Annotated in this window: 21 protein-coding genes; 18 read left to right on the top strand and 3 right to left on the bottom strand. The window is 59.1% G+C overall.

Annotated features, from left to right (window positions below):
- Window positions 1-49 precede the first annotated feature (49 nt).
- A complete protein-coding gene (locus tag VSQ83_RS18840; protein ID WP_019822086.1) occupies window positions 50-463 on the top strand; it encodes an acyl-CoA thioesterase in 414 nt (137 codons plus the stop codon).
- Window positions 464-600: 137 nt separating this feature from the next.
- On the opposite strand, the gene VSQ83_RS18835 is transcribed toward VSQ83_RS18840, so the two are convergent.
- The gene (locus tag VSQ83_RS18835) at window positions 601-2,400 is read right to left on the bottom strand and encodes a cation:proton antiporter (RefSeq protein WP_326427326.1); all 1,800 of its coding nucleotides are present in this window, start codon (window positions 2,398-2,400) and stop codon (window positions 601-603) included.
- Window positions 2,401-2,520: 120 nt separating this feature from the next.
- Here VSQ83_RS18835 and xerD point away from each other — a divergent pair, with 120 nt between their 5' ends.
- The 6 genes from xerD (at window position 2,521) to VSQ83_RS18805 (ending at window position 9,950) form a co-directional block, all read left to right on the top strand.
- Window positions 2,521-3,417: a site-specific tyrosine recombinase XerD gene (gene xerD / locus VSQ83_RS18830; protein WP_133077779.1), complete on the top strand. Its 897-nt coding sequence runs from the start codon at window positions 2,521-2,523 to the stop codon at window positions 3,415-3,417.
- A 123-nt stretch (window positions 3,418-3,540) separates the two neighbouring features.
- On the top strand, window positions 3,541-4,272 hold the full coding sequence (locus VSQ83_RS18825; RefSeq protein WP_133077778.1) for a thioredoxin fold domain-containing protein: 732 nt from the start codon (window positions 3,541-3,543) through the stop codon (window positions 4,270-4,272).
- A 136-nt stretch (window positions 4,273-4,408) separates the two neighbouring features.
- Window positions 4,409-5,713: a homoserine dehydrogenase gene (locus tag VSQ83_RS18820; protein ID WP_133077777.1), complete on the top strand. Its 1,305-nt coding sequence runs from the start codon at window positions 4,409-4,411 to the stop codon at window positions 5,711-5,713.
- Window positions 5,714-5,774: 61 nt separating this feature from the next.
- Window positions 5,775-7,184, top strand: coding sequence for a threonine synthase (thrC, locus tag VSQ83_RS18815; protein ID WP_133077776.1), 1,410 nt, complete (start codon window positions 5,775-5,777; stop codon window positions 7,182-7,184).
- A gap of 119 nt (window positions 7,185-7,303) precedes the next feature.
- Window positions 7,304-9,397: a transporter substrate-binding domain-containing protein gene (locus VSQ83_RS18810; RefSeq protein WP_326427325.1), complete on the top strand. Its 2,094-nt coding sequence runs from the start codon at window positions 7,304-7,306 to the stop codon at window positions 9,395-9,397.
- Between the two features lie 136 nt (window positions 9,398-9,533).
- The gene (locus VSQ83_RS18805; protein WP_326397415.1) at window positions 9,534-9,950 is read left to right on the top strand and encodes a response regulator; all 417 of its coding nucleotides are present in this window, start codon (window positions 9,534-9,536) and stop codon (window positions 9,948-9,950) included.
- Window positions 9,951-10,115: 165 nt separating this feature from the next.
- On the opposite strand, the gene VSQ83_RS18800 is transcribed toward VSQ83_RS18805, so the two are convergent.
- Window positions 10,116-10,928 (bottom strand): TIGR02285 family protein, encoded by an 813-nt coding sequence (locus VSQ83_RS18800; RefSeq protein WP_326397416.1) that lies wholly within the window; start codon window positions 10,926-10,928, stop codon window positions 10,116-10,118.
- A 42-nt stretch (window positions 10,929-10,970) separates the two neighbouring features.
- Window positions 10,971-12,170, bottom strand: coding sequence for a CaiB/BaiF CoA transferase family protein (locus VSQ83_RS18795; RefSeq protein ID WP_133077772.1), 1,200 nt, complete (start codon window positions 12,168-12,170; stop codon window positions 10,971-10,973).
- Between the two features lie 135 nt (window positions 12,171-12,305).
- On the opposite strand from VSQ83_RS18795, the gene VSQ83_RS18790 reads away from it, so the two are divergent.
- The 11 genes from VSQ83_RS18790 (at window position 12,306) to VSQ83_RS18740 (ending at window position 26,304) form a co-directional block, all read left to right on the top strand.
- Window positions 12,306-12,848: a YaeQ family protein gene (locus tag VSQ83_RS18790; RefSeq protein WP_019822101.1), complete on the top strand. Its 543-nt coding sequence runs from the start codon at window positions 12,306-12,308 to the stop codon at window positions 12,846-12,848.
- Between the two features lie 42 nt (window positions 12,849-12,890).
- Entirely contained in the window at window positions 12,891-14,600 is a 1,710-nt protein-coding gene (recJ, locus tag VSQ83_RS18785; protein ID WP_326427324.1) for a single-stranded-DNA-specific exonuclease RecJ, read from the top strand.
- A gap of 231 nt (window positions 14,601-14,831) precedes the next feature.
- On the top strand, window positions 14,832-15,938 hold the full coding sequence (locus VSQ83_RS18780; RefSeq protein ID WP_133077770.1) for an NADH:flavin oxidoreductase/NADH oxidase: 1,107 nt from the start codon (window positions 14,832-14,834) through the stop codon (window positions 15,936-15,938).
- Window positions 15,939-16,018: 80 nt separating this feature from the next.
- The gene (locus VSQ83_RS18775) at window positions 16,019-16,738 is read left to right on the top strand and encodes a tellurite resistance TerB family protein (protein ID WP_133077769.1); all 720 of its coding nucleotides are present in this window, start codon (window positions 16,019-16,021) and stop codon (window positions 16,736-16,738) included.
- Between the two features lie 209 nt (window positions 16,739-16,947).
- Complete coding sequence (locus VSQ83_RS18770) at window positions 16,948-18,618, top strand: acid phosphatase (RefSeq protein WP_219261652.1); 1,671 nt, start codon at window positions 16,948-16,950, stop codon at window positions 18,616-18,618.
- 278 nt (window positions 18,619-18,896) lie between these two features.
- The gene (locus VSQ83_RS18765; protein ID WP_133077767.1) at window positions 18,897-20,519 is read left to right on the top strand and encodes a methyl-accepting chemotaxis protein; all 1,623 of its coding nucleotides are present in this window, start codon (window positions 18,897-18,899) and stop codon (window positions 20,517-20,519) included.
- Window positions 20,519-21,034, top strand: a complete 516-nt coding sequence (locus VSQ83_RS18760) for a chemotaxis protein CheW (RefSeq protein WP_133077766.1) — start codon at window positions 20,519-20,521, stop codon at window positions 21,032-21,034. The genes VSQ83_RS18765 and VSQ83_RS18760 overlap by 1 nt, the downstream gene beginning before the upstream one ends.
- A complete protein-coding gene (locus VSQ83_RS18755) occupies window positions 21,031-22,305 on the top strand; it encodes a CheR family methyltransferase (protein WP_133077765.1) in 1,275 nt (424 codons plus the stop codon). Before VSQ83_RS18760 ends, VSQ83_RS18755 begins: the two co-directional genes overlap by 4 nt.
- On the top strand, window positions 22,302-22,988 hold the full coding sequence (locus VSQ83_RS18750; protein ID WP_133077764.1) for a chemotaxis protein CheW: 687 nt from the start codon (window positions 22,302-22,304) through the stop codon (window positions 22,986-22,988). The genes VSQ83_RS18755 and VSQ83_RS18750 overlap by 4 nt, the downstream gene beginning before the upstream one ends.
- Window positions 22,985-25,297 (top strand): hybrid sensor histidine kinase/response regulator, encoded by a 2,313-nt coding sequence (locus VSQ83_RS18745; RefSeq protein WP_133077763.1) that lies wholly within the window; start codon window positions 22,985-22,987, stop codon window positions 25,295-25,297. Before VSQ83_RS18750 ends, VSQ83_RS18745 begins: the two co-directional genes overlap by 4 nt.
- Window positions 25,294-26,304, top strand: coding sequence for a chemotaxis response regulator protein-glutamate methylesterase (locus VSQ83_RS18740; RefSeq protein WP_219261650.1), 1,011 nt, complete (start codon window positions 25,294-25,296; stop codon window positions 26,302-26,304). Before VSQ83_RS18745 ends, VSQ83_RS18740 begins: the two co-directional genes overlap by 4 nt.
- The last annotated feature ends 20 nt before the right edge of the window (window positions 26,305-26,324 follow it).

Genomic DNA, 26,324 nt, shown 5'->3' with positions numbered 1-26,324 from the left:
TGTTGCCTGAGATTTGTCATACCTTTGTCCAGTTGTAGGTAGTAAAAGCATGACTTTGCGTGAGCAAGAGATTCAACGTCGTACTGAATTATCCGTTACCCGTATTACCAAAGCGGTTTTCCCATCGACCACCAATCACCACAACACCCTGTTTGGCGGCACTGCGCTGGCCTGGATGGACGAAGTATCGTTTATCGCCGCCACTCGTTTTTGTCGTCTGCCGCTGGTGACGGTGTCTACCGATCGCATTGACTTCAACCACCCCATTGCCGCGGGTTGCATCGTTGAGCTGGTGGGGCGAGTGGTTAAAGTCGGCAACACCAGTCTCAAGGTTGAGGTTGAGGTGTATGTCGAAAGCATGAGTTGCGATGGCCGCGAATTGGCCATCCAGGGTTTGTTCAGCTTTGTTGCCATCGATGATGACAAGCGCCCGGTGCCGGTGTTGCCAGGGTTTGCCTCGTAAAACGGCATTGCGCAGTTTTGTGAGCAGCGCATTACATGTGGGAACTGACTTGCCTGCGATGCAAGCGCCGCGGTCTGGCTGGCACACCGCAGGGATGCCATCGCGAGCAAGCCCGCTCCCACAAGGAAGGTGGGGCTTCAGCTCTGCTGCCTGATCAGTGCCAGCAACGTCCACCCGGTTCCCGGTTTCAACTCGCTGTCGGGTGTCACCACATGGACCCAGCCATTCCCGTCCCGGGCGAACAGCAGGGTGACGCGTTTACCGTGCAGGTTCTGGTAGTCCTCCCAGGTGAAGTTGTCGGTCAAGTTCGTGCTGTACAACTCGGCACCCTGGCTCAGTTCACTGGCCAGCTGGCCATAGGTCAGTGCCGGGTTGCCCAGCGCTTGCCCACGGTACTCGTGACTGGCGCGATGTTTGTCGGTGCGCCGGCTTTCCTGGCCATTGGTCAGGGCAAACAAGCGCTGGGGGCCGAACTCGTGGTGAAAACGAACCGCTGCCAGGGTGTTCAGCTCGCCAGACGGCGACAGGGCGAGCAAATACCCCAGGCCCACCAGGTCAAGATGGGATTCGGCGTGCTCTGATGCCGGGTTGCCAAAGTAAGTCGGCAGGTTTTCCATGCGCGCTGAGCGAATGTTTTCCCAGTTGGAGTCGGTCAGCAGTACCCGGCTGCCCAGTTGCTGAAGGGCTTTGCCGATGAGGCGGGCCGGGCCATTGGCGCCGACGATCAAAAAGCCGCTGGGTGCGGGCTCGGCCACTTTCAGCAGGCGGGCCAGAGGCCGTGCCGTGGCGCTTTGCAGTACCACGGTGCCAATGATCACCGCAAACGTAAGCGGCACCAGCAGCAACGCGCCTTCGTGACCCGCTTCGTCCAGCCTGATTGCAAAAATCGCTGAAACGGCTGCCGCTACAATTCCGCGCGGAGCAATCCAGGCCAGTAGAGCGCGTTCACGCCAGTTCAGTTTTGAGCCAAACGTTGAGAGCACGACGTTCAGTGGACGAGCAATAAACTGAATAATCAGCAGCAACACCAGGACCACTGGCCCGAGACCGATCATGGCGTTCAAGTCCAGGCGCGCGGCGAGCAGAATGAACAGGCCCGAGATCAGGAAAATGCTCAGGTTCTCCTTGAAGTGCAAAATGTTGCGTACATCTACGCCTTTCATGTTGGCCATCCACATGCCCATCAGCGTGACCGCCAGCAAGCCCGATTCATGCATGGCCTCATTGGCACCAATAAACACAGCCAGCACCGCCGCCAGTGTTGCCAGGCTTTGTAGATACTCGGGCAGCCATTGGCGGCGCACGATGTGCCCCATGATCCAGCCGCCCACGATGCCGAACACGCTGCCGCAGACAATCACCCCGGCAAAGGTCAGCAGGCTGTGGCTCAGGCCTTCGCCCGTGGCGCTGGCGATGATGAAGCTGTAAACCACGACCGCGAGCAACGCCCCAATCGGGTCGATGACAATGCCTTCCCAGCGCAGGATAGTGGCAATAGACGCCTTGGGCCGCACGACACGAAGCATCGGCACAATCACCGTCGGCCCTGTGACCAGCGTCAGGGTGCCGAACAGCAAGGCCAGCAGCCAGTCAAAGCCCAGCAGCCAATGGGTAGCCAGGGTGATCACCGCCCAGGTCGAGAGCGCTCCGATCGTGACCAGTCGATGCACCACTGTGCCGATTTCGCGCCACTCGGACAGGTGAAGGGTCAGGCTGCCTTCAAACAGAATCAACGCTACAGCCAGAGAAACCAGCGGCATCAGCAAGGGGCCGAACAGCTCTTGAGGGTTAAGCCAGCCTAATACGGGGCCCACTAAAATCCCGGTCAACAGCAAAAACAGAATGGCCGGCAACTTCAGTCGCCAGGCCAGCCACTGGGAGCCCAGAGCTGCGATGCCGATACCGCCGAAAGACAGCAAAATCTGTTGTTCGGTCATAAGGTGATCCTGTAGGAACTTGGGGTTTATGGCGTGCGCCGGCTATGAAAGACTAGCGGCCACTTTTGCACTTCACTTTTTATTTGTGCGCAGCCTCTGGCCTGCGCATTTCGAGAGCCAATGCCCGCTATAGACGATCCACTTATCGACCGTTTCCTGGATGCCTTGTGGTTGGAAAAAGGCCTTTCGGACAACACTCGCGGCGCTTATCGCAGTGATTTGGCCTTGTTCAATGGCTGGTTGGGCGAGCGCGACATTGCGTTGATCAATGCCGGGCGCGAATTGATCCTCGATCACTTGGCCTGGCGACTGGAGCATGGCTACAAGCCCCGATCCACCGCGCGCTTCCTGTCAGGCGCGCGGGGGTTCTATCGTTACTTGCTGCGAGAAAGGCTGATTGCCGTCGACCCGACGCTGCAGGTCGATATGCCGCAGTTAGGCCGGCCGTTGCCCAAGTCCCTGTCAGAGGCCGACGTTGAGGCGCTGCTCGCCGCTCCGGATCTGAGTGATGCCATCGGTCAGCGTGATCGGGCCATGCTCGAAGTGTTGTATGCCTGTGGCCTGCGGGTGACAGAGTTGATCAGCCTGACCCTGGAGCAGATCAATCTGCGTCAGGGGGTGTTGCGGGTGATGGGCAAGGGCAGCAAGGAGCGCCTGGTGCCGATGGGGGAGGAGGCCATCGTCTGGGTTGAGCGCTACATGCGCGATGCCAGGCATGAGCTGCTCGCAGGGCGCCCCAGTGATGTGATGTTTCCCAGCCAGCGAGGTGAGCAAATGACTCGCCAGACCTTCTGGCACCGCATCAAGCATCAAGCCAAAGTCGCGGGGATCGACAAGTCACTGTCGCCTCATACCTTGCGTCACGCCTTCGCCACCCATCTGCTCAACCACGGCGCCGACCTGCGTGTGGTGCAAATGCTGCTGGGGCATAGCGACCTGTCCACGACCCAGATCTACACCCATGTGGCCCGTGCCCGCCTGCAGGACCTCCACGCCCGCCATCACCCGCGTGGCTAGTGGTAGTCGGTCATGCAAGCCATCTGTGGTAGGCTTTGCCGGTTCAGAAAGCGCGCCGCCCCCACTCGAAGTTCCATGTCGGGTATTGCGGGTTGGCCGCGTTGCCCGTCTTCAGGAGTTCCCATGCGCGTGACCCAGATTTTTGCCGCCGCAGCCATTGCGTTGGTCAGTACGTTTTCGTTCGCCGACACCGGCGCCGAGCAAGCTATTCGCAAGAGCCTCGAAACGCTGCAGCTGGATGTTCCGGTCGAGAGCATCAGCGCAAGCCCGATGGCCGGCCTGTATGAAGTCAAACTCAAGGGCAGTCGCGTTCTGTACGCCAGTGCGGATGGACAGTTCATCGTTCAAGGCTATATGTTCCAGCTCAAGGACGGTAAGCCGGTCAATCTGACCGAGCAGGCAGAGCGTGTTGGCGTCGCCAAATTGATCAATGGCATTCCGGTGGCAGAGACCGTCGTTTACCCTGCAATCGGTGAAACCAAGTCGCACATCACGGTCTTTACCGACACCACTTGCCCGTATTGCCACAAATTGCACGCCGAAGTCCCTGAGCTGAACAAAATGGGGATCGAAGTGCGCTATGTTGCATTCCCGCGTCAGGGCCTTGGTTCTCCAGGTGACCAGCAACTGCAGGCCGTCTGGTGCTCCAAGGACAAAAAGTCGGCGATGGACAAGATGACTGACGGTAAAACGGTCGAGGCGCCAAAATGCGCCAACCCGGTCGCCAAGCAGTTCGCGATGGGCCAGTCCATCGGTGTAAATGGCACGCCAGCCATTGTTTTGGCTGACGGTCAGGTAATTCCGGGTTATCAGCCTGCTGCACAGGTTGGCAAGCTGGCACTCAGTGTTAAATAATCCTGCATCGTCACGGTAAGCCTTTGACGATCATGGCGGGGCAGTCCAACTGCCCGGCTATTAATAGAGAACCGTGGCAATCCACGGTTGTTTTCCACGGCCGACCTTGAGTCGGCCGTTTTATGGGGAGTTCAGCGTGAATCCGGTCAAAGTAGGTATCTGTGGGCTCGGGACCGTCGGTGGCGGCACCTTCAACGTACTAAAGCGTAACGCCGAGGAGATTGCGCGCCGTGCCGGGCGTGGTATCCAGGTTGCGCAAATTGCAATGCGTACGCCAAACCCTCAGTGCGACATTACCGGTACCCCCATTACCAACGATGTATTCGCTGTTGCGACCAACCCTGAAATCGACATTGTCATCGAGCTGATCGGTGGTTACACCATCGCTCGTGAGCTGGTGCTCAAGGCCATCGAGAACGGCAAGCATGTCGTGACTGCGAACAAGGCGCTGATTGCCGTTCACGGTAACGAAATCTTCGCCAAGGCCCAGGAAAAGGGCGTGATCGTTGCGTTCGAAGCGGCCGTTGCAGGCGGCATCCCGGTGATCAAGGCCATTCGTGAAGGCCTGTCGGCCAACCGCATCAACTGGGTTGCGGGCATCATCAACGGTACCGGTAACTTCATCCTCACCGAGATGCGTGAAAAAGGCCGTACGTTCGAAGACGTGCTGGCTGAAGCGCAAGCGCTGGGGTATGCCGAAGCCGACCCGACGTTCGACGTTGAAGGGATCGATGCAGCACACAAGCTGACGATTCTGGCGTCGATTGCCTTCGGTATCCCGTTGCAATTCGACAAGGCCTACACCGAAGGCATCACCAAGCTGACAACCGCTGACGTGAATTACGCTGAAGCCCTGGGTTACCGCATCAAGCACCTGGGTGTTGCGCGCAGCACGGCCAATGGTATCGAACTGCGTGTTCACCCAACGCTGATTCCGGCTGATCGCCTGCTGGCCAACGTCAATGGCGTCATGAACGCCGTCATGGTCAATGGTGATGCTGCCGGTTCGACCCTGTTCTACGGCGCAGGTGCGGGCATGGAACCAACGGCTTCGTCCGTGATTGCCGACCTGGTGGACGTGGTTCGCGCCATGACCAGCGACCCTGAAAACCGTGTGCCGCACCTGGCCTTCCAGCCAGACCTGTTGTCCGATCACCCGATCCTGCCGATCGATGCGTGTGAAAGCGCCTACTACCTGCGTATCCAGGCGAAGGATCATCCGGGCGTATTGGCTCAAGTGGCCAGTATCCTGTCCGAGCGTGGTATCAACATCGAGTCGATCATGCAAAAAGAGGTCGAGGAGCACGATGGTCTGGTGCCAATGATTCTGCTGACCCATCGGGTCATCGAGCAGCACATGAACGATGCGATCACGGCGCTTGAAACGTTGCAGGGCGTAGTGGGGCCAGTGGTTCGTATCCGAGTTGAACATCTCAATTAATTGATAGCGCCAAGCGGCAGGTTCCCGGCCGCTTGGCGCTCAAACCGAAGGTTTGAAAAACATGCGCTATATCAGCACCCGTGGCCAGGCACCGGCCCTGAATTTTGAAGATGTATTGCTGGCCGGGCTGGCCAGCGATGGCGGTTTGTATGTGCCGGAAAACCTGCCGCGCTTTACCCAGGAAGAAATCGCCTCCTGGGCAGGTTTGCCGTACCACGAGTTGGCGTTTCGGGTCATGCGCCCGTTTGTGACCGGCAGTATCCCGGACGCGGACTTCAAAAAGATTCTCGAAGAAACCTACGGCGCGTTTTCCCACGCAGCGGTAGCGCCGCTGCGTCAGCTCAATGGCAATGAATGGGTGCTTGAGCTGTTCCACGGCCCGACCCTGGCGTTCAAGGATTTCGCCCTGCAACTGCTCGGTCGCTTGCTCGACTACGTGCTGGCAAAGCGTGGCGAGCGCGTGGTGATTGTCGGAGCAACCTCCGGTGATACCGGCTCGGCCGCCATTGAAGGCTGCAAGCATTGCGAGAATGTCGACATTTTCATCCTGCACCCCAATAACCGGGTGTCGGAAGTTCAGCGTCGCCAGATGACCACGCTGTTCGGTGACAACATTCATAACATCGCCATCGAAGGCAACTTCGATGACTGCCAGGAAATGGTCAAGGCCAGTTTTGCCGACCAGGGTTTCCTCAAGGGCACACGCCTGGTCGCGGTGAACTCGATCAACTGGGCGCGGATCATGGCCCAGATCGTTTACTACTTCCATGCAGCCCTGCAACTGGGCGGACCGCACCGATCAGTGTCGTTCTCGGTGCCTACCGGCAACTTTGGCGACATCTTTGCGGGTTACCTGGCGCGCAACATGGGCTTGCCGATCAACCAGTTGATCGTTGCCACCAACCGCAACGACATCCTGCATCGCTTCATGAGCGGCAATCAGTACGCCAAGGACACCCTGCACGCGACCCTGTCGCCGTCGATGGACATCATGGTGTCTTCGAACTTCGAACGTTTGCTGTTCGATCTTCACGGTCGCAATGGCGCGGCGGTTGCAGCCCTGATGGACACGTTCAAGCAAACCGGCAACTTCAGCGTTGAAGATGATCGCTGGACCGAGGCGCGCCGTCTGTTCGACTCGTTGGCAGTCGATGATGAGCAGACCTGCGAAACCATCGCCCAGGTGTTTGCCGAGAGCGGTGAAGTGCTGGATCCGCACACTGCCATTGGCGTGCGTGCAGCTCGCGAATGCCGTCGCAGCCTGGATATTCCGATGGTTATCCTGGGCACGGCACACCCGGTCAAGTTCCCGGAAGCGGTTGAGAAAGCCGGCATAGGAAAAGCGCAGGAGTTGCCGTCGCACCTTTCCGACCTTTTTGAGCGAGAAGAGCGCTACACCGTGTTGGCAAATGATCTCAAGGCTGTTCAAGCCTTTGTCAGCCAGCATGGCAATCGAGGCAAGCCTCTTTAAGAGCATTTGTCTTACGCGTTTTGAAGCCCGTCATCTGACGGGCTTTTTTGTTTGCGCATGGCATCCTTGGCCGCTTTTAGACCCCGCATGTTGGCGGGTTTGTGGCCAAGGATTCTGTCATGTCACCACTTCACCAGGCATTTGAATCAGGGGCGCGCCTATTGCTGGCGATGGTTCTCCTGACCTGTATGCAGCCGGCCATTGCCAGCCATGGTTTGCCCTTCAGGCTTGCAACAAGCTTTATCGAGTTCAAGCCGCTGCAACTGGATGCCTCTGAACAGCAATGGCTGGCCGATCACCCAACGCTGCGTGTGGGTATCGCCCTCGGCGATTACGAACCTGTCGATATCACCAATGATCGCGATTACTACCAGGGCCTCAGCGCCGATTACCTGGGGCTCGTTCGTGACAGGCTGGGAGTGTCTGTCGAGCTTTTGGGCTACAAAAAGCGAGACCAGGCAGTGGCCGAGCTGCTGGCCGGGAAAATCGACATCCTGACCAGTGCCAGCGGCTTTGAACGGGGGATTGAAGGCATCGCTTTTTCCCGCAGCTACATGGTTGATCAAGGGGTCATCGTCGGGCGTGCCAGTGACTTCGAGCCGATTACGCGCTGGGCGGGTAAAAAGATCGGCTTTGTCGATGGTTACGTCGATATACAGACCGCCCATGGGTTTTACCCCGACAGCGAGCTCATCCTCACCCCCCATTTGCAGAGTGCCATGGAAGCGCTGGCTGAAGGGGATATCGATGCATTCATCGGTAACGAGCTCATGGTGCAGGCATTCAAGAATGTTCGGCCTTACTCAGGGGTGCGCATTATGGGTGATAGCGTTTTGCCGGCTGACGGGTTTGCTTTTGCCACTCGCCGCTCCGAGCCCCAGCTAGCAGCGTTGATTGAAAAGGCATTCGGCAGCATTGATGACGCAACGAGGCAGATGGTCCTGGCCCGCTGGACGACCGGGCTTGAAGGGAGCAGCGGGCAGCAGCCCATCGATCTGTTGCCCGACGAGCAGGAATGGATCAAGCGTCATCCGGTCGTGACCCTCGCCACCCAACAGTTTCCGTTGTACGCGTTCAGGGCTGGAGACGGTCGCTGGGTGGGGCTGAGCGTTGACATTCTGGCGCGTATATCTCGAATGACCGGGCTGCAGTTTGTGCACAAGGAAGCGTTTTCTACGGTGAACATTCTGGACATGCTCAAAAGTGGCGAGGCGCAAATGAACTCCAGCCTCTCCCGAAACCGTGAGCGTAGCGCTTTTCTGGACTTCACCTATTCCTACGGAGGGGCACCCTGGGTATTTGTGGTGCGCGTCAATGATTCCCGGCTGGGTTCGCTGGACCAGTTGGCGGGTAAGGTACTGGTGCTTCCCGCCAGGCACGCCCTCGAAGACTTGATTCGACGAGAGTACCCCGCAATCACCTTGCTGCTGGTGGATACCTACGCCCAGGCACGCCACGCAGTGGCCACGGGTGATGCGGATGCAACGATCCAGAGCGAGACACAAGCTCACCTCTATCCGCCGGGGCGTCTAAAGGTCGGGCGCAGTGTGGATGGACGATGGACCGCTGCCAGTTTTTCGGTATCGACCCAATACCCTGAGCTGCTTGGCATCATGAACAAGGCGCTTGAGGCCATTCCGGTGGCCGAATTTCGAGCGCTGAGAACCCGATGGTTGGGAGGCGTTGGTCAACCACTTGTTATCGAGGGGGGGTCTTACCCTTCAGTCTGGTTGTATTGGGCATTTACAGCGTTGTTTACCGCTGGCCTCATGCTGTTTTCATGGAACCGGTCTCTGCGCAGGCAGCTAGGGATCAGGCGCCGGTTTGAGCAATCCCTGCGCGAGGAGTTGGAACTCAATCGACGTTATTTGGATGGCATCCCCAGCCCGATATTCGTGGTGGGCCTGGAAGGTGAGTTGCTCGCCTGCAATAAAAGCTATGAAGAGCGCTTGTCGGTGCAACTGGAGCAGATATGCGGATTGAAGGTCACGGACGTCAATTTATTTCCTGATGAGCTGGCTGAGCAGTTTCAGCAAGAGCTTATGCGCATGATCCAGAGCCGTAAGCCTTGCTACAAAAAACGGTGGGTGGAGTTTAAAGCGGGAGGTATGGAAATCTACCAGTGGACTGTCCCGTTTTACTCCGTATCAGGGCGGCTGGAAGGGCTGGTAGGCGGGTGGTTTGATACCTCCGAGACCAGGAAGTGGAGCTAGCAGGCTCACTTAAACGTTAAAAACAAACTTTGTATAAAACAGCACAACTTTCAGAAATTTCCTATGTTTCTTGGCTGCTGGGCCTACTAAAGTTCACACACTCTGTAACAGCAGGTTTATGCCCTGAAGGTTCAAGATGCGGCCTCTGAAAGTATTGATTCTTGAAGACAACCCGTTTCAGTTAATGGCGTTGCACCAAATGTTGAACGCTTTTCGGATTTTTGACGTCCTGACGGCTGAAAGCGTGGACTCGGCCCGGGAGTCCCTGCTCAAGTGCGGGGCAATCGATCTTGCCATTTGCGATCTCTACATGGACGGCACATCGGGGCTTGAGTTGATCAGCGAACTGGCCCGCGCGCGCAGTGCGAGGGCGGTGATCATTTTGAGTGCGGCGGCGCCCCCTGTGATCGAAAGAGCGGCCCAGCTGGCCCGCAAGCAAGGCCTGAGGGTGTTGGGCTGCTTGTCTAAACCACTGACCCTGGGCAGCTTGGGGCAATTGCTGGACTCATATCAGCGCACGTGTTCGAGCGCTGGCGCTGCCAAGGGGAATTAACTGCTGGTATCGGGGAACTTTCAGCGGGCTTGGTGTGTCAGATTTTCCATCAACAGGAGCAAGTCTATTGCTCCGATGCTTGTAGCCTGTTGAGCGGGTCGTCAAGACCTTGTTAAAACCCGAGTAGCTTCCCCACTGCTCGGGTTTTTTTTATTGTTTTTTTTGTCATTGCGAATCCAGGTGCGACACGGGGGCTGGCCCCAATGTGTTGAGCAGGGTATTGACGCTGCGAATGACCTCGCGACCTTCAGGTGTGGCCGAACAACCAATGTAAATGGACTGAAACTCGGGTGCGCCCTGAATCGGGTAAAACGTCAGTGAGTCGGGCGGCAAACCTTGTTCGTTGGCCTTGGCCTGGATCTCCGGCCAATACCCCAGCAGTGCCGGCATGCGGCCAGCCTGCTGCATTTGCAGCAGGCTGCTCAGCGGATCGTTGCCGTAATGCATGACAATCTGGCTGGCAGGGGCCTGGGTCAGCTGGGCGTCAATCCACTCGCCGTAGCTGCGCTTGGCAATGACTCCAAGCTTCATGGTTTGAGCCTTTAGCAGCCCTGGCAGGTCAACCTTGTTGTTCTGGATGAAGGGTTCGACCAGGTGCCGGTTCTCACTCAGAATGGCCATGCCATTGCTGTGCATGACTGCAACGGGTGCGGAGTAGACAATCGACTGGGCGCGAGCGGGGTTCCAGATCAAGGCCGGATCGCAGGCCAGTGCCCGTTCACCCAGCATCTGCAGGGCCCGCGCCCGGTTGACCTGCATGATGACGTGCTGGTACTGCGGCATGCTTTCGATCAGCACGGGCATCATTTGATCGATGACCCCCTGACCTTTTTGCTGCCCGTGAAACACCGTGAGCGGCGGTAGATCGCGCAGCAGCCAGATCAGCTTTGGCTCGGCCTGACTGCCGGTGGCCCAGACCAGAAGCAGCGGCGTTATCAGGCCTGCCCAAAGGCTTCGCCACTTCAAGCGATGAGTCATCGTGCTGATCTCCTTCGGTTGCCACTCAACGTGGCAACGGGCCTAAATGGCGCCCGCTTGCTTGAGGTTGGCGATGGCTGCTGCGTCGTAGCCCAGCGCGCTCAACAACTCATGATTATGGGCGCCCAACTCAGGCCCGACCCAATCGGCCGAGCCGGGAGTCTCAGACAGCCTGGGCACGATACCGGGCATTTTGAAGTCTTTGCCGTCAGGCAGCTTGGCTTGCAGAAACATTTCACGGGCCAGAAATTGCGGGTCAGTGAACATGTCTTCTGCTGAAAAAATGCGGCTGGCGGGGACTTGCGCCGTGCTCAACTGCTCCAGCACCGTCTCAAGCGGCAGCGAGCCGACCCAGCGGTCAATCACGCCATACAGCTCATCACGACGGGCGTCACGGCCATCGTTGCTGGCCAGTGCCGGATCATTCGCCAGGTCGTCACGGCCAATGATGTGCATGAAACGCTTGAAGATAGCGTCGCCGTTGGCGCCGATCTGTACGTGCTTGCCGTCCAGGCTGGTATGAATCGAAGACGGGGTAATGCCCGGCATGATGTTGCCCGTGCGCTCGCGGATAAAACCGAACACATCGAATTCGGGGACCATGCTCTCCATCATGGCAAAAATGGCCTCGTAGAGTGCTACGTCCACCACCTGGCCTTGCCCGCCGTTGACCTCGCGATGACGCAACGCCATCAGGGCGCCAATGACGCCCCACAGCGCGGCAATCGAGTCGCCAATGGAGATGCCGGTTCGCACCGGAGGGCGGTCTTCAAAACCGGTGATGTAGCGCAGCCCGCCCATGGACTCGCCTACCGCGCCAAAGCCCGGCTGGTCTTTCATGGGGCCGGTCTGGCCAAAGCCGGACAGGCGCACCATCACCAGTTTCGGGTTCAGGGCATGCAGCACATCCCAGCCCAGGCCCAGTTTTTCGAGCACGCCGGGGCGAAAGTTTTCGATCAGGATATCGGCGTCAGCCAGCAAGGCCTTGAGGATGCCCAGGCCATCGGGATGCTTGAGGTTCAGGGTCAGGGATTTTTTGTTGCGCGCCTGGACGAACCACCACAGCGACGTGCCTTCGTACAACTTGCGCCATTTTCGCAGAGGATCGCCACCATCCGGGGACTCGACCTTGATCACCTGTGCGCCAAACTCAGCGCAAATGCGCGATGCAAAAGGCCCCGCGATCAGAGTGCCCAGTTCGACGACCTTTAGGCCTGATAGGGGTTTGGTGGCAAGCGGCATGTGGAATCCTTGTCCTGGGGGCGAGCGAGTACAGCCTTTTAACATAGCTGGTCGCTGGCAAGAAGCGGGTCGATTCGTTCAATGACAGCGTATCGGTTAGACTTGCCGCCTTTCTCAGTATCAAGAAGCCCGTTCATGGCACAGCCGTCCACGACCTACAAGTTTGAACTCAACCTGACCGATCTCGATCGCGGGGTTTATGAAAGCGTCAAGCAGACCATCGCCCGTCATCCTTCGGAAACCGAAGAACGCATGACCGTGCGCCTTCTTGCCTACGCCTTTTGGTACAACGAGCATCTGTCTTTTGGTCGTGGCCTGTCTGATGTAGACGAACCAGCTCTGTGGGAAAAAAGCCTGGATGACCGTGTTTTGCACTGGATCGAAGTTGGCCAGCCCGACGCCGACCGCCTGACCTGGTGCTCGCGCCGTACCGAGCGCACCAGTTTGCTGGCCTATGGCAGCTTGCGTGTGTGGGAAGGCAAGGTGATCCCGGCGATCAAAAACCTGAAAAACGTCAACATTGCTGCCGTCCCGCAAGAGATTCTTGAAGTGCTGGCCAAAGACATGCCACGGGTTATCAAGTGGGATGTCATGATCAGCGAAGGCACTATCTTCGTGACCGACGATCGCGGCCAGCACGAAGTGCAGTTGCAGTGGCTGCAAGGCGAACGCGGCTAAGCCACTCCACTTTATTACGACCAAGAGACTCTTCACCCGCTTATGCGCATCGAACCTCGTCCACTGCCTCAAACCCTGCCTTTTTTGGGCGAAATGCCAACCCTGCTGACGCGTCTCTACGCGGCACGGGGTGTGCAGTCGCAAGCTGAGCTGGACAAAAGTCTGGCGCGACTTATCCCGTACCAGCAGCTCAAGGGCATCGATGCGGCCGTGGATTTGCTGGTGGTGGCGCTCGAGCAGCGCCAGCGCATTCTGATCGTGGGCGACTTTGACGCCGACGGGGCTACGGCCAGTACGGTGGGCATGCTGGGCTTGCGTTTGCTGGGGGCGGCCCATGTCGATTATCTGGTGCCCAACCGCTTTGAATACGGCTACGGCCTGACCCCGGAAATCGTCGAAGTCGCGCTGACGCGTACCCCGCAGTTGCTGATTACGGTCGACAACGGGATCTCCAGTATTGAAGGCGTGGCCGCGGCCAAAAAAGCCGGATTGAGCGTGCTGGTTACCGACCACCACTTGCCGGGCAACGAACTGCCGGCGGCGGATGCCATCGTCAACCCCAACCAGCCCGGCTGCGAATTCCCCAGCAAAGCGCTGGCGGGGGTCGGGGTCATCTTTTACGTACTGATCGCCTTGCGTGCGCGCTTGAACAGCCTGGGCTGGTACCAGGACAGCAAGGCGCCGAACATCGCCGAGTTGCTGGACCTGGTGGCATTGGGCAGTGTGGCGGACGTGGTGCCGCTGGATGCCAACAACCGGATTCTGGTGCATCAAGGGCTTGAGCGAATCCGTGCCGGGCGCGCGCGTCCGGGGCTGAAGGCCATTTTGGAAGTGGCCAAGCGCGATCACTCAAAAATCACCTCGACCGATCTGGGCTTTATCCTGGGGCCGCGCCTGAACGCCGCCGGGCGACTGGACGACATGAGCCTGGGCATCGAGTGCCTGCTGACCGATGACGCCAATGCGGCTCGGGAAATGGCCGCGCAACTGGACGAGATGAACCAGGACCGAAAGTCCATCGAGCAGGGGATGCAGCGTGAAGCGCTGGCCCAACTCAAGGATCTGACAATCGACAGCATGCCGTTTGGCCTGTGTCTGTTTGATCCTGAGTGGCACCAGGGGGTGATCGGGATTCTGGCTTCGCGCCTCAAGGAGCGTTACTTCCGCCCAACCTTCGCCTTTGCCGATGCAGGCGACGGCATGCTCAAGGGGTCGGGGCGTTCGGTTCAGGGTTTTCATATCCGCGACGCACTCAGCGTAGTGGCCGCCCAGCATCCGGACTTGATCAGTAAATACGGCGGCCATGCGATGGCGGCCGGATTGACCTTGCCCGAGGCCAACTTCACGCTGTTCTCTCAGGCATTTGATGCCGAAGTCCGACGTCAACTGCGTGAAGAGGACCTCACCGGGCGTATGTTGTCCGACGGCAGCCTGGCAGTTGAAGAGTTTCACCTGAAGCTGGCGCGGGCCCTGCGCAATGCCGGGCCGTGGGGGCAGCACTTCCCGGAGCCGTTGTTTCACGGGGTGTTCCAGTTGGTTGAGCAGCGCATCGTTGGCGAGCGGCATTTGAAAGTGGTGCTCAAAACTGAATGCGGCAGTGTGAAGCTCGACGGCATTGCCTTCGGGGTCGATCGCGAAGTGTGGCCGAACCCGACCATTCGCTGGGTTGAGCTGGCCTACAAACTCGACCTCAACGAGTTTCGCGGCAACGAAACCGTGCAACTGATGATTGCCCATATCGAACCACGTTAATACCTCCAGTCCCCCCTTTGTGGGAGCGGGCTTGCTCGCGATAACATCTCCCCGGGTTGTCTGACAGGTCGCGGCGCTTGTATCGCGAGCAAGCCCGCTCCCACAAAAAAACGGGTTACTCGCACAGGAAATTTACTCCTGCCCTGTGCGATTTGAACTCGCCCTCATCCAGTGTTGTCGACTAGTCTCTAGAAGTACTTGGAGCCTACCCACTGGAATTAGAGGTGACCCATGAGTCTGCTGCTCGAGCCCTACACTCTGCGACAACTGACCCTTCTTAACCGCATTGCGGTCTCTCCCATGTGCCAGTACTCCAGTGTCGACGGACTGGCCAATGACTGGCATCTGGTCCATCTGGGCAGCCGTGCCGTAGGCGGCGCCGGACTGATTTTTACCGAAGCCACCGCCGTAAGCCCTGAAGGGCGAATCACCGCCCAGGACCTTGGCTTGTGGAACGACGAACAGATCGAACCCCTGCAGCGCATCACCCGCTTTATTCGGGCACAAGGTGCGGTGGCCGGTATTCAGTTGGCCCATGCCGGGCGCAAGGCCAGTACCCATCGTCCGTGGCTGGGCAAGCATGGCAGCGTCAAAGTGGAGGAGGGCGGCTGGGTGCCCGTCGGACCTTCACCGATTGCCTTCGATCCGCAACACACCGCGCCGACACAATTGGACGAAGCCCAGATACAGGATGTGATCCAGGCTTTCGTCGATGCCGCCAAGCGGGCGCTGGAAGCGGGCTTTTCGGTGGTTGAGGTGCACGCTGCCCACGGCTACCTGTTGCATCAATTCCTTTCGCCACTGAGCAATCAGCGGCGAGACCAGTACGGTGGCTCCTTCGAAAACCGCATTCGCCTGGTGCTGGAAGTCACCGAGGCCGTGCGCGGGGTGTGGCCACAAGAGTTGCCGCTGTTTGTGCGAGTGTCGGCCACCGACTGGGTCGAAGACGGCTGGAACCCCGACGAAACCGTTGAGCTGGCACGACGCCTCAAGGCGTTGGGTGTCGACCTGATCGACGTCTCCTCAGGCGGAACGGCGGCCAATGCCGAAATTCCGGTGGGGCCGGGTTACCAGACCCGTTTTGCCGAGCGCGTGCGCAAAGAGGCCTGCATCGCCACCGGCACGGTGGGGATGATCACCGAGCCTGCTCAGGCCGAACATATTCTGCGCACCGGTCAGGCCAATCTGATTCTGCTGGCTCGCGAGCTGTTGCGTGATCCGTATTGGCCGTTGCACGCCGATGATGACCTGGGTGGCAAAAAGGCCACGTGGCCTGCCCAGTACCAGCGTGCCACCCACCGTGACCAACCGATTCATGAGTCTGACTTGCGTGACTGAAACGCGTCTGTTTCCACCACAAGCCCGCCTGTTTGGCGGGCTTTGTGGCTTCCCTTGAACCCTGTTGCGAGAGGCTGCGTATGAGTACCCGTGGATTGCTTGATCAGTTACTGAAATCCGGCCAGCAAATGCTGGAGAAGAAAGCCGGCGCTCAAGGCAACGCTTCCAGTGCCGGAAAAGGTGGGTTGGGCGGGCTGCTGGGGGGTTCCGGTGGGCTGGGCGGCTTGCTTTCAGGTGCCGGTGGCGGCGCACTGGCGGCCAGTGCACTGGGCCTGCTGCTGGGTAACAAGAGTGCGCGCAAATATGGCGGGCAAGCTCTGACTTACGGCGGTCTGGCCGCCCTGGGCGTGCTGGCCTACAAGGCCTACGGCAACTGGCAGGCCAGCCAGGGCACTGCACCGCAAACCGAGCCGCAAACCATTGACCGAGTACCGGCGCCACAGGTTGAGCAACACAGCCAGGCGATTCTCAAAGCCCTGGTAGCGGCCGCCAAGGCCGATGGTCATGTGGATGAGCGCGAGCGCCAGTTGATCGAGGGCGAACTCAGCAAACTCAACGGCGACCCTGCACTGCGGCAATGGCTGCAGGCCGAGCTGAACAAACCCCTGGACCCTGCCGAAGTGGCCAGTGCTGCCAGCACCCCGGAAATAGCCGCCGAAATGTATATCGCCAGCCTGATCCTGGTGGATGAAGAGCACTTCATGGAGCGTGCCTACCTGGAAGAACTGGCCAAACAGCTCAAGCTTGACCCGGGCCTCAAGCTTGAGCTCGAAGCTCAGGTCAAGCAGGCGAGCAGCTAAAGTCCTTCTGCAGCCCTATGGGGGCAGGCTTCACCCCATGTTTTTTTCAGCGCCCCGGTCCGCAATGGTCCGGGGCGTTTTTTATGTGTGAAAACACCACACGAGCCAATTCGTGGTTCTTTTCTTCGAACCGTTGCCACTTCCTCGTCATAATCCCCTGATAGCGTGCCCGCAAGAAACATTTTGTTACGTTTGATCAGGAATGTGTAATGAGTGACGAGAAAGACAAGGCTCTCCAGGTCGATAGCAGCCGCCGTCGTTTCCTGGCCGGTGCTGCGGCAATGGGCGCAGGAGCGGCCACCTTGAGCGCTTGTGGCGGTTTTGAGCACGACGCTCCCACCAATCCGCAGCCATTGTCCCCGGTCGAGCTGGACAAAAAGCTCCACGAACAGGTCAAGACCATCGTGGTGATCTATGCCGAGAACCGCAGTTTCAACAACCTGTTCGCCAACTTTCCGGGTGTAGAAAAACCGTTGTCGGCACTCAAGCCCGCCGACTATCAGCAACGCGACCGCGATGGCAGCCTGTTGCAGACCTTGCCGCCAGCCTGGGGCGGGGTGCTGCAAGTGGGGCCGCAGACGGTCGATGGCGTGACCTATGCCCCGGGTGTGCAGTTCCAGGAAAACCTGCCCAATGCCCCCTTCGCCCTGAAGGGGCCGAATCAGGAAGACCTGCCGCTCAACCTGATCACCCGCGACTTGTGGCACGTGTTCTATCAGAACCAGATGCAGATCAATGACGGCAAGAATGATCAGTTCGTTGCCTGGGGAGACTCCGGTGGGTTCACCATGGGCTATTACGCCCAGTCCCAGTATTCCCTGCGTCTGTGGGACGTTGCCCGTGAGTTCGTGCTGTGTGACAACTTCTTCCAGGGCGCCTTTGGTGGCTCGTTTCTCAACCACCAGTACCTGATCAGCGCCACCGTGCCGTTCTATCCCAACGCGAACACCTCAGTGGCCGAGGCCCAGATCGCGGTGTTGCAAGGTGATGATCCCACCGGCACGCGCCTCAAACCCCTGGGCAAGTCCCCGGCCAGCGCCATGACCGGTGCTCCTCAGTTCGGCCCCAGCGCCCTGACGCCGGACGGCTTCGCGGTGAACACAATGGCCCCGCCCTACTGGCCGACCTGGATTCGCGACCCTGAACGACCGGACTACGCCAAGCCCGACCTGCCCAGTGTGCTGGTGCCACAAAGCCACGAGCATATTGGCGACAAGCTGAGTAAAAAGAACATCGACTGGGCCTGGTACGCTGGCGCCTGGCAGGCCACGCTGGAGCAGTATAAAGGGTCTGAAAGCCTCCCCAGGATCCCTAACTTCCAGTACCACCATCAGCCGTTCAACTACTTCGAGCGACAAGGCCCGCACAACCCGGCAGAGCGCAACAAGCGGCTGCGCGACGGTGGCCTGGGCGACGAGGCGACCACCAACCGCTTTCTGGCCGACGCCGAAGCCGGAAAACTGCCCGCAGTGAGCTTTTACAAGCCCCAGGGCAACCTCAACCTGCACGCGGGCTATGCCGATGTGGCCGCCGGTGATCGCCATCTCGACCGCACACTCAAGGTGCTGCGTAACAGCCCTCAATGGAAAAACATGGTGGTAGTGCTCACGGTGGACGAGAACGGTGGCTGGTGGGATCACGTTGCACCGCCCAAGGGGGACCGTTGGGGGCCGGGTACGCGAATTCCTGCCTTGGTGGTATCACCCTTCGCACGCAAGGGGACGGTGGATCACACGGTGTATGACACTGCTTCGATCCTTCGCCTGATCACCCGCGTGCACGGGCTGGAAGTCCTTGATGGGCTCAAACAGCGTGACGATGCAATGAAAGCGCGCGGACAGACGCCGATGGGTGACCTGACCAATGCCCTGATGTTTTGACTGGCAACCCCCGGGTTGTATGAGTGACATCTGACCTGCGGGAGCGCGCTTGCTCGCGATGAAAACAACGCGGTTTGCCAGATCCACCGCGTCGCCTGAATCGCGAGCAAGCCCGCTCCCACAGATTGAGCACAATTTGTGATCTCCTACTTATTTAGTCTGTTTTTATGCGTAGGCTTTTTTGTTTGTTGCTGTGAGATCTGTCTCAACGTCTGTACGAATCCTTGCGTACCCTCGGCTATACTCGCCTTCATTTGAATGGCTCCCGAGGATCGACTGTGAAGAACTGGACGTTACGCCAACGCATCTTGGCGAGCTTTGCTGTAATCATCGCCATTATGTTGCTGATGGTTGTGGCGTCTTACTCGCGCCTGCTCTCAATCCAAAGCAGCGAAGAGAAGGTGCAAACCGACTCGATCCCCGGGGTTTATTACAGCTCGATGATTCGCAGTGCCTGGGTCGACAGCTATGTCTTGACCCTGGAACTGGTGGGTTCGCTCAACCAGCGTGATCTGACCAACGAAGACCAAAAGCTGTACGCCAATTACGAAGACCGCTTGAACAGGGAACTGAAGAACTATCGCAGCACCATTTTTGAAGGTGACGACAACGCTCACTACGAGAGCTTCGTACGTCTTCATGAGGAATACGGCCTGGTGTTGGCGAAGGTTCTGGACCTGTATCAGAACAAGGACTTTGCACAGGCCCACAAGGTGCTTGGCGAGGAACTTGCCCCGGCCTGGATGGCTGGACGCAAGGCCCTCAACGATATTATCGATGGCAATCGCGAGTCCGCTGTTCTTGCAACCGACAACATTGGTCAAGCGGTAATGACTGCCAAGATCAGCATGATTGTTTCGTTGGTGATTGCCGTACTGGCCGCGGCGCTGTGTGGCTTCCTGTTGCTGCAGGCGATCATGTCGCCGATGCAGCGCATCGTTTCGATTCTCGAAGTCATGCGCTCCGGTGACTTGAGCTCGCGCTTGAACCTGGAGCGCAAGGACGAGTTCGGTGCAGTTGAAACCGGCTTTAACGACATGATGGCGGAGCTGACTTCGCTGGTATCTCAAGCCCAGCGCTCTTCGGTGCAGGTCACCACCTCGGTCACTGAAATCGCCGCCACCTCCAAGCAGCAACAGGCCACGGCCACTGAGACCGCTGCGACCACTACCGAGATCGGCGCCACGTCCCGTGAAATTGCAGCCACGTCCCGTGACCTGGTGCGCACCATGACCGAAGTGACTTCGGCAGCGGATCAGGCTTCGATACTGGCCGGTTCCGGGCAGCAAGGCCTGGCCCGCATGGAAGAAACCATGCACTCGGTCATGGGCGCCGCCGATCTGGTCAATGCCAAGCTGGCCATCCTCAACGAGAAGGCCGGCAACATTAATCAGGTGGTCGTGACCATCGTCAAAGTGGCCGACCAGACCAACCTGTTGTCGCTCAACGCCGCCATCGAAGCTGAAAAAGCCGGTGAATATGGCCGTGGTTTCGCCGTGGTCGCCACGGAAGTCCGGCGTTTGGCTGACCAGACCGCTGTGGCCACTTACGATATCGAGCAGATGGTGCGCGAAATTCAGTCGGCGGTCTCTGCAGGCGTGATGGGCATGGACAAGTTTTCTGAAGAGGTGCGTCGCGGCATGTCCGAGGTGCAGCAGGTGGGCGAGCAATTGTCGCAAATCATCCATCAGGTCCAGGCCCTTGCGCCGCGTGTGCTGATGGTCAATGAGGGCATGCAGGCTCAGGCCACGGGTGCCGAGCAGATCAACCTCGCGCTGGTACAACTGGGTGATGCCAGCAGCCAGACCGTCGAGTCCTTGCGCCAGGCCAGCTTTGCGATCGACGAACTCAGTCAGGTTGCCGTCGGGCTGCGCAGCGGCGTTTCGCGCTTCAAAGTCTGATGAGCGAGCCTCTAGCCAAGCACGCGGGCGCGAAGGTGCCCAAGCAACGCCTGTTTCTGGTGTTTTACATTGGCAACGAGCGCTATGCCCTGGCCGCCACCGATGTCGTCGAGGTGCTGCCGCGCTTGCCGCTCAAGCCCATTGCCCATGCCCCTGCGTGGGTGGCCGGGGTGTTCGCTCACCGTGACCGAATGATTCCGGTGATCGATATCAGCGCCATGACGTTTGGCACCGACGCCGTGGCCCGCACCAGCACCCGTCTGGTGCTGGTCAACTATCGCGGGCAATTGCTCGGTCTGCTGCTTGAGCAGGCCAGCGATACCTTGCGCTGTGATCCTGCGGAGTTTCAGCCCTATTGCATCGATAACTGCGATGCGCCTTATCTGGGGCCCGTGCGCAAAGACGAAGCGGGGCTGTTGCAGTGGTTGAGCGTCGATGAGTTGCTGAGCCCGGCGGTGTATGCGTTGCTTTTTGCCCAAGGTGAAGATGACGCCTGCGCGCAGGTGAGCCCATGAGTACCGATCAACGCTTTTTCGATTTTCTGAAGCAGCGAATCGGCCTGGATGTGGCTTCGGTCGGTCCGGCCATTATTGAACGTGCCGTTCGCCAGCGTTGCATTGCGCTGCACATGGTCGACAACGATCGCTACTGGCAGCACCTGCTCAGCTCCCAGGATGAACAGCAGGCCCTGATCGAATCCGTGATCGTGCCCGAAACCTGGTTTTTTCGTTATCCCGAGTCCTTTGTCACGCTGGGACGCCTGGCCAGACAGCGCCTGGCCCAAATCGGCAATCGGCGCGCCCTGCGAATCCTGAGCGTGCCGTGTTCGACCGGCGAAGAGCCGTATTCGATTGCAATGGCGCTGTTCGATGCCGGTTTTGCTGCGCATCAATTTAAAGTCGAAGCGCTGGATGTCAGCCCGCTTTCAGTCCAAAGGGCCCAGACTGCCCTGTATGGCAAAAACTCTTTTCGTGGTCAGCAAACTGATTTTCGCGAGCGCTACTTCAGCCTTGAGACTGACGGTTATCAACTGTCCGGGCGGGTCTGCGAACAGGTCCGCTTCACTGTCGCCAACTTGCTGGACCCGGCGCTGGCAGGCAGTCATGCGCCTTATGACTTTGTGTTCTGCCGCAACCTCTTGATCTACTTTGATCTTAAAACCCAGCAGAAGGCACTGGATGTGCTCAAGCGTCTGACCTGTGAGGACGGCGTTTTGTTTATTGGCCCGGCCGAGGGCAGCCTGCTCAGCCGCTTGGGCATGCGTTCGATCGGTGCGCCACAGTCGTTTGCCTTTTGCCACAGCCACGAACCTGCTCCTGCGGCTCGTCCTGTACTGGCAGAGTTCAAACCGCTGATGCGCCCCCAGCCGCCCACCCCGTTGCCTCCACCGGCCAACCGACCCTTTGCGCCGAGGCCCCAGGCCCATGCGGCGCCAAAAGCCCCTTCGACGGCTGAAGATCCGATGGTTTTGCTGGAGCGAATCGCGACCCTGGCCAACGAAGGTAAAAGCACAGAGGCCCGTGCGGTCTGCGAGCAGTTCTTGCAGCGCCATGACCCGCAGGCAGAAGTCTTTTACTGGCTGGGCCTGCTCAGTGATGTTCAGGGCCAGACGGCCGAGGCCCAGGTTTTTTATCGCAAGGCGCTGTACCTGGAACCCCAGCATTCGCAGGCATTGGCCCATCTGGCGGCCCTGCTGGCTTCGCAAGGCGATACGGCAGGCGCTCAGCGCTTGAACGAGCGCGCTGCCCGTAACGGGCGTTCGGCCCAAAGTGAGCGTAAACAATGAGCACTTTAGCCGCACAGAGCTTGATCCACTCCGAAGCGCAGGCTATCGATGACTGCTGGAACCGCATTGGTATCTACGGTGACAAGAGCTGTACGGTGTTGCCCCAGCATATCCATTGCCGTAACTGCGCCGTGTATTCGAGTGCTGCGACCCGTTTGCTGGATCGCTACGCCTTTGAGCACGAGAGCCAGGAAATACAGGCCTCCCAGGGGCATGAGCAGAAAGTGGCGACCTGCTCGCTGGTGATTTTTCGTTTGGGCGATGAATGGCTGGCGCTGGTCACGCGGTGTCTGGATGAAGTCGCGCCGATGCAGTCGATCCACTCCTTGCCTCACCAGCGCTCCAGCGCCTTGCGCGGGGTGGCGAATGTGCGCGGCACCCTGGTGCCGTGCCTGTCACTGGTTGAGCTGTTGGGGCTCGACCCGGGAGTGCCCGGTGCAACATCGCTGCGGGTCATGCCGCGCATGTTGATTGTGGCGGCCCACGGCGGAGCGGTCGTGCTGCCGGTGGATGAAGTGGATGGCATCCACAATATCGCCGAGGGTGACATCAACGCAGCGTCAGTCTCTGGCGGGCATGCCAGCGCCAAATACACCCGGGGAGTGCTGCAGTGGAAAACCCGCAGTCTGCGTTTATTGGATGAAGAGCAACTGTTGAGTGCAATCACCCGGAGCCTTACATGACCCCTGAGCAAATGCGCGACGCCTCGTTGCTTGAGCTGTTCAGTCTTGAGGCCGAGGCGCAAACCCAGGTGCTCAATGCCGGTTTGCTCGCGCTGGAACGTAACCCGACCCAGGCCGACCAGCTTGAAGCCTGCATGCGTGCCGCCCATTCGCTCAAGGGTGCGGCACGGATTGTCGGGGTGGACGCCGGGGTCAGCGTGTCCCATGTCATGGAAGATTGCCTGGTCAGTGCCCAGGAAGGCCGTTTGTACCTGCAGCGCGAGCATATTGATGCCTTGCTGCAAGGGACTGACCTGCTGATGCGTATCGCGACCCCCGGCAACACGGTGGGCCCGCAAGATATCGACGCCTATGTGGCGCACATGAATGAACTGCTGGACCCTTCGGCCCCGGTGGCCCCGTCTGTGCAGGTAGCGCCCCCCGATTTTGACGTGTCGCAACTGCTGCTGATGCCGACGCCGGTTGCGCCAGAGCCCGTGATTGACGTGCCTGCGCAGGCTCAGGTCGAGCCCCAGGTGTCGCCAGAGCCGGTGCGTCGCCCGCAACGCCTGACCGAAAGCGGCGAACGGGTCTTGCGGGTCACGGCGCAGCGCCTGAACAGCCTGCTGGATCTGTCCAGTAAATCCCTGGTGGAAACCCAGCGGCTCAAGCCCTTTCTGGTGACATTGCAGCGCCTTAAACGCATGCAGAGCACCAACCTGCGGGCGATGGACACCCTCAGTGAGCAGCTCAAGGTCATGGGGCTTGGCCATGAAGCTGAAGAGGCGTTGATAGACGCCCGGCGGATCCTGGCGGAGTCCCAGCAATTGCTTGGCGAACAGACCGCCGAACTCGACGAGTTTTGCTGGCAGGCGGGTCAGCGTGCGCAAATGCTCTACGACACGGCCCTGGCTTGCCGCATGCGCCCGTTTGCCGATGTTCTGGTGGGGCAGGAGCGCATGGTGCGTGATTTGGGCCGCGCCCTGGGTAAACAGATTCGCCTGGAAATCGAAGGCGAGAAAACCCAGGTTGACCGCGATGTGCTGGAAAAGCTCGAAGCGCCATTGATCCATTTGCTGCGCAATGCCGTCGATCACGGCATTGAGACGCCGGAGCAGCGACTGCTGGCCGGCAAGCCGGCCGAGGGCCTGATTCGCTTGCGCATCTCCCATCAGGCCGGGCTGCTGGTGCTGGAGTTGAGCGATGACGGAGCCGGTGTCGACCTGGAACGTTTGCGCCGCACCATCGTTGAACGTCAGCTGTCCACCGAGCTTACAGTGGCGCAACTGAGCGAAGAAGAACTGCTGAGCTTTCTGTTTTTACCGGGCTTTAGCCTGCGCGACACCGTGACCGAAGTCTCGGGGCGCGGCGTGGGGCTGGATGCCGTTCAGCACATGGTGCGCCTGCTGCGCGGTGCCATTGTGCTGGAGCACACCCCCCAGCATGGCAGTCGCTTCCATCTGGAAGTACCGCTGACCTTGTCAGTGGTGCGCAGTCTGGTGGTGGAGGTCGCAGACGAGGCTTACGCGTTCCCGCTGGCGCATATCGAGCGCATGCGCGATGTGCATCCGGATGACATTGTGCAACTGGAGGGGCGCCAGCATTTCTGGCATGAGGGCCGGCATGTGGGGCTGGTGGCCGCCAGTCAATTGCTGCAGCGCCCGCCCAGTCAGAGCGATGACGAAACCCTCAAGGTGGTCGTGATTCGCGAGCGCGACGCCGTGTACGGCGTGGCTGTCGAGCGCTTTGTGGGTGAGCGTACCCTGGTGGTATTGCCCCTGGACCCGCGTTTGGGCAAGGTGCAGGATATTTCGGCCGGGGCCTTGCTTGACGATGGCTCGCCGGTGCTGATCGTGGATGTCGAAGACATGCTGCGATCGGTGGACAAACTGCTCAACACCGGGCGTCTGGAACGTATCGACCGGCGCAACCGGCACACCGCCGAACTGACTCGCAAACGTATCCTGGTCGTGGATGACTCCCTGACAGTGCGCGAGTTGCAACGCAAGTTGCTGCTCAATCGTGGCTATGAAGTCGCTGTGGCGGTTGACGGCATGGATGGCTGGAATGCCTTGCGTGCCGAACACTTTGATCTGTTGATCACCGACATCGATATGCCGCGCATGGATGGCATCGAACTGGTTACGCTGTTACGTCGCGACAGTCGATTGCAATCGATGCCGGTGATGGTGGTGTCTTACAAAGATCGTGAAGAAGACCGTCGGCGCGGCCTGGATGCAGGAGCCGACTATTATCTAGCCAAAGCCAGTTTCCATGACGATGCGCTGCTTGATGCAGTGGTTGAGCTGATTGGAGGAGCCCAGACATGAGAATAGCCATCGTCAACGATATGCCCTTGGCGGTTGAAGCCTTGCGTCGAGCCCTTGCATTCGAACCTGCCCACCAGGTGGTCTGGGTCGCCAGTGATGGCGAAGAGGCCGTGCGCCTGTGTGCCGAAAACACGCCAGACCTGATCTTGATGGACCTGATCATGCCGGTCATGGACGGGGTCGAAGCGACACGCCGGATCATGGCCGAAAGCCCGTGTGCCATCGTCATTGTGACCATCGACCGTGAGCAGAATGTCCACCGGGTGTTCGAAGCCATGGGCTTTGGCGCGCTGGACGTGGTGGATACCCCCGTGCTGGGTGGCAGCAATCCCAAAGAGGCCTCGGCGCCACTCCTGCGCAAGATCCTCAATGTCGGCTGGTTGATGGGCCAAAGCGAAAAACGGGTCTCCCCGGTTTCTGCTCAGCCACGTGTTCCGGGTTTACGGGGCGGGCTGGTGGCCATCGGTTCGTCGGCGGGCGGGCCGGCAGCGCTCGAAACATTGCTCAAGGGCCTGCCGAGGAACTTTGGTGCGGCCATCGTGCTGGTCCAGCATGTGGATCAGGTCTTCGCTGCCGGCATGGCCGAGTGGCTGAGCAGCTCGTGCGGGCTTGACGTGCGTTTGGCCCGTGACGGCGAAACCCCTCAGGTGGGGACAGTCCTGCTGGCAGGGACCAACCACCACATACGGTTATTGAAAAACGGCACGCTGGCCTATACCGCCGAGCCGGTTAATGAAATCTACCGACCTTCGATAGATGTTTTTTTTGAAAGTGTTGCCCAGTACTGGAATGGTGATGCGGTAGGGGTGCTGTTGACCGGCATGGGACGTGACGGGGCTCAAGGTCTCAAACTCATGCGTCAGCAGGGTTTTCTCACCATTGCCCAGGATCAACAGAGCAGCTCGGTGTACGGCATGCCCAAAGCGGCGGCCGCCATCGATGCAGCGGTTGAGATCCGCCCCTTGGACAAGATTGCGCCACGCTTGCTGGAGAAATTTGCCAAATGACTGGTAAAACCCGGCAGGTC

The organism is Pseudomonas sp. DSV-1, from assembly GCF_035830915.1.
Classification (GTDB): Bacteria; Pseudomonadota; Gammaproteobacteria; order Pseudomonadales; family Pseudomonadaceae; genus Aquipseudomonas.
This window is presented reverse-complemented; position numbering and strand designations above follow the sequence as displayed.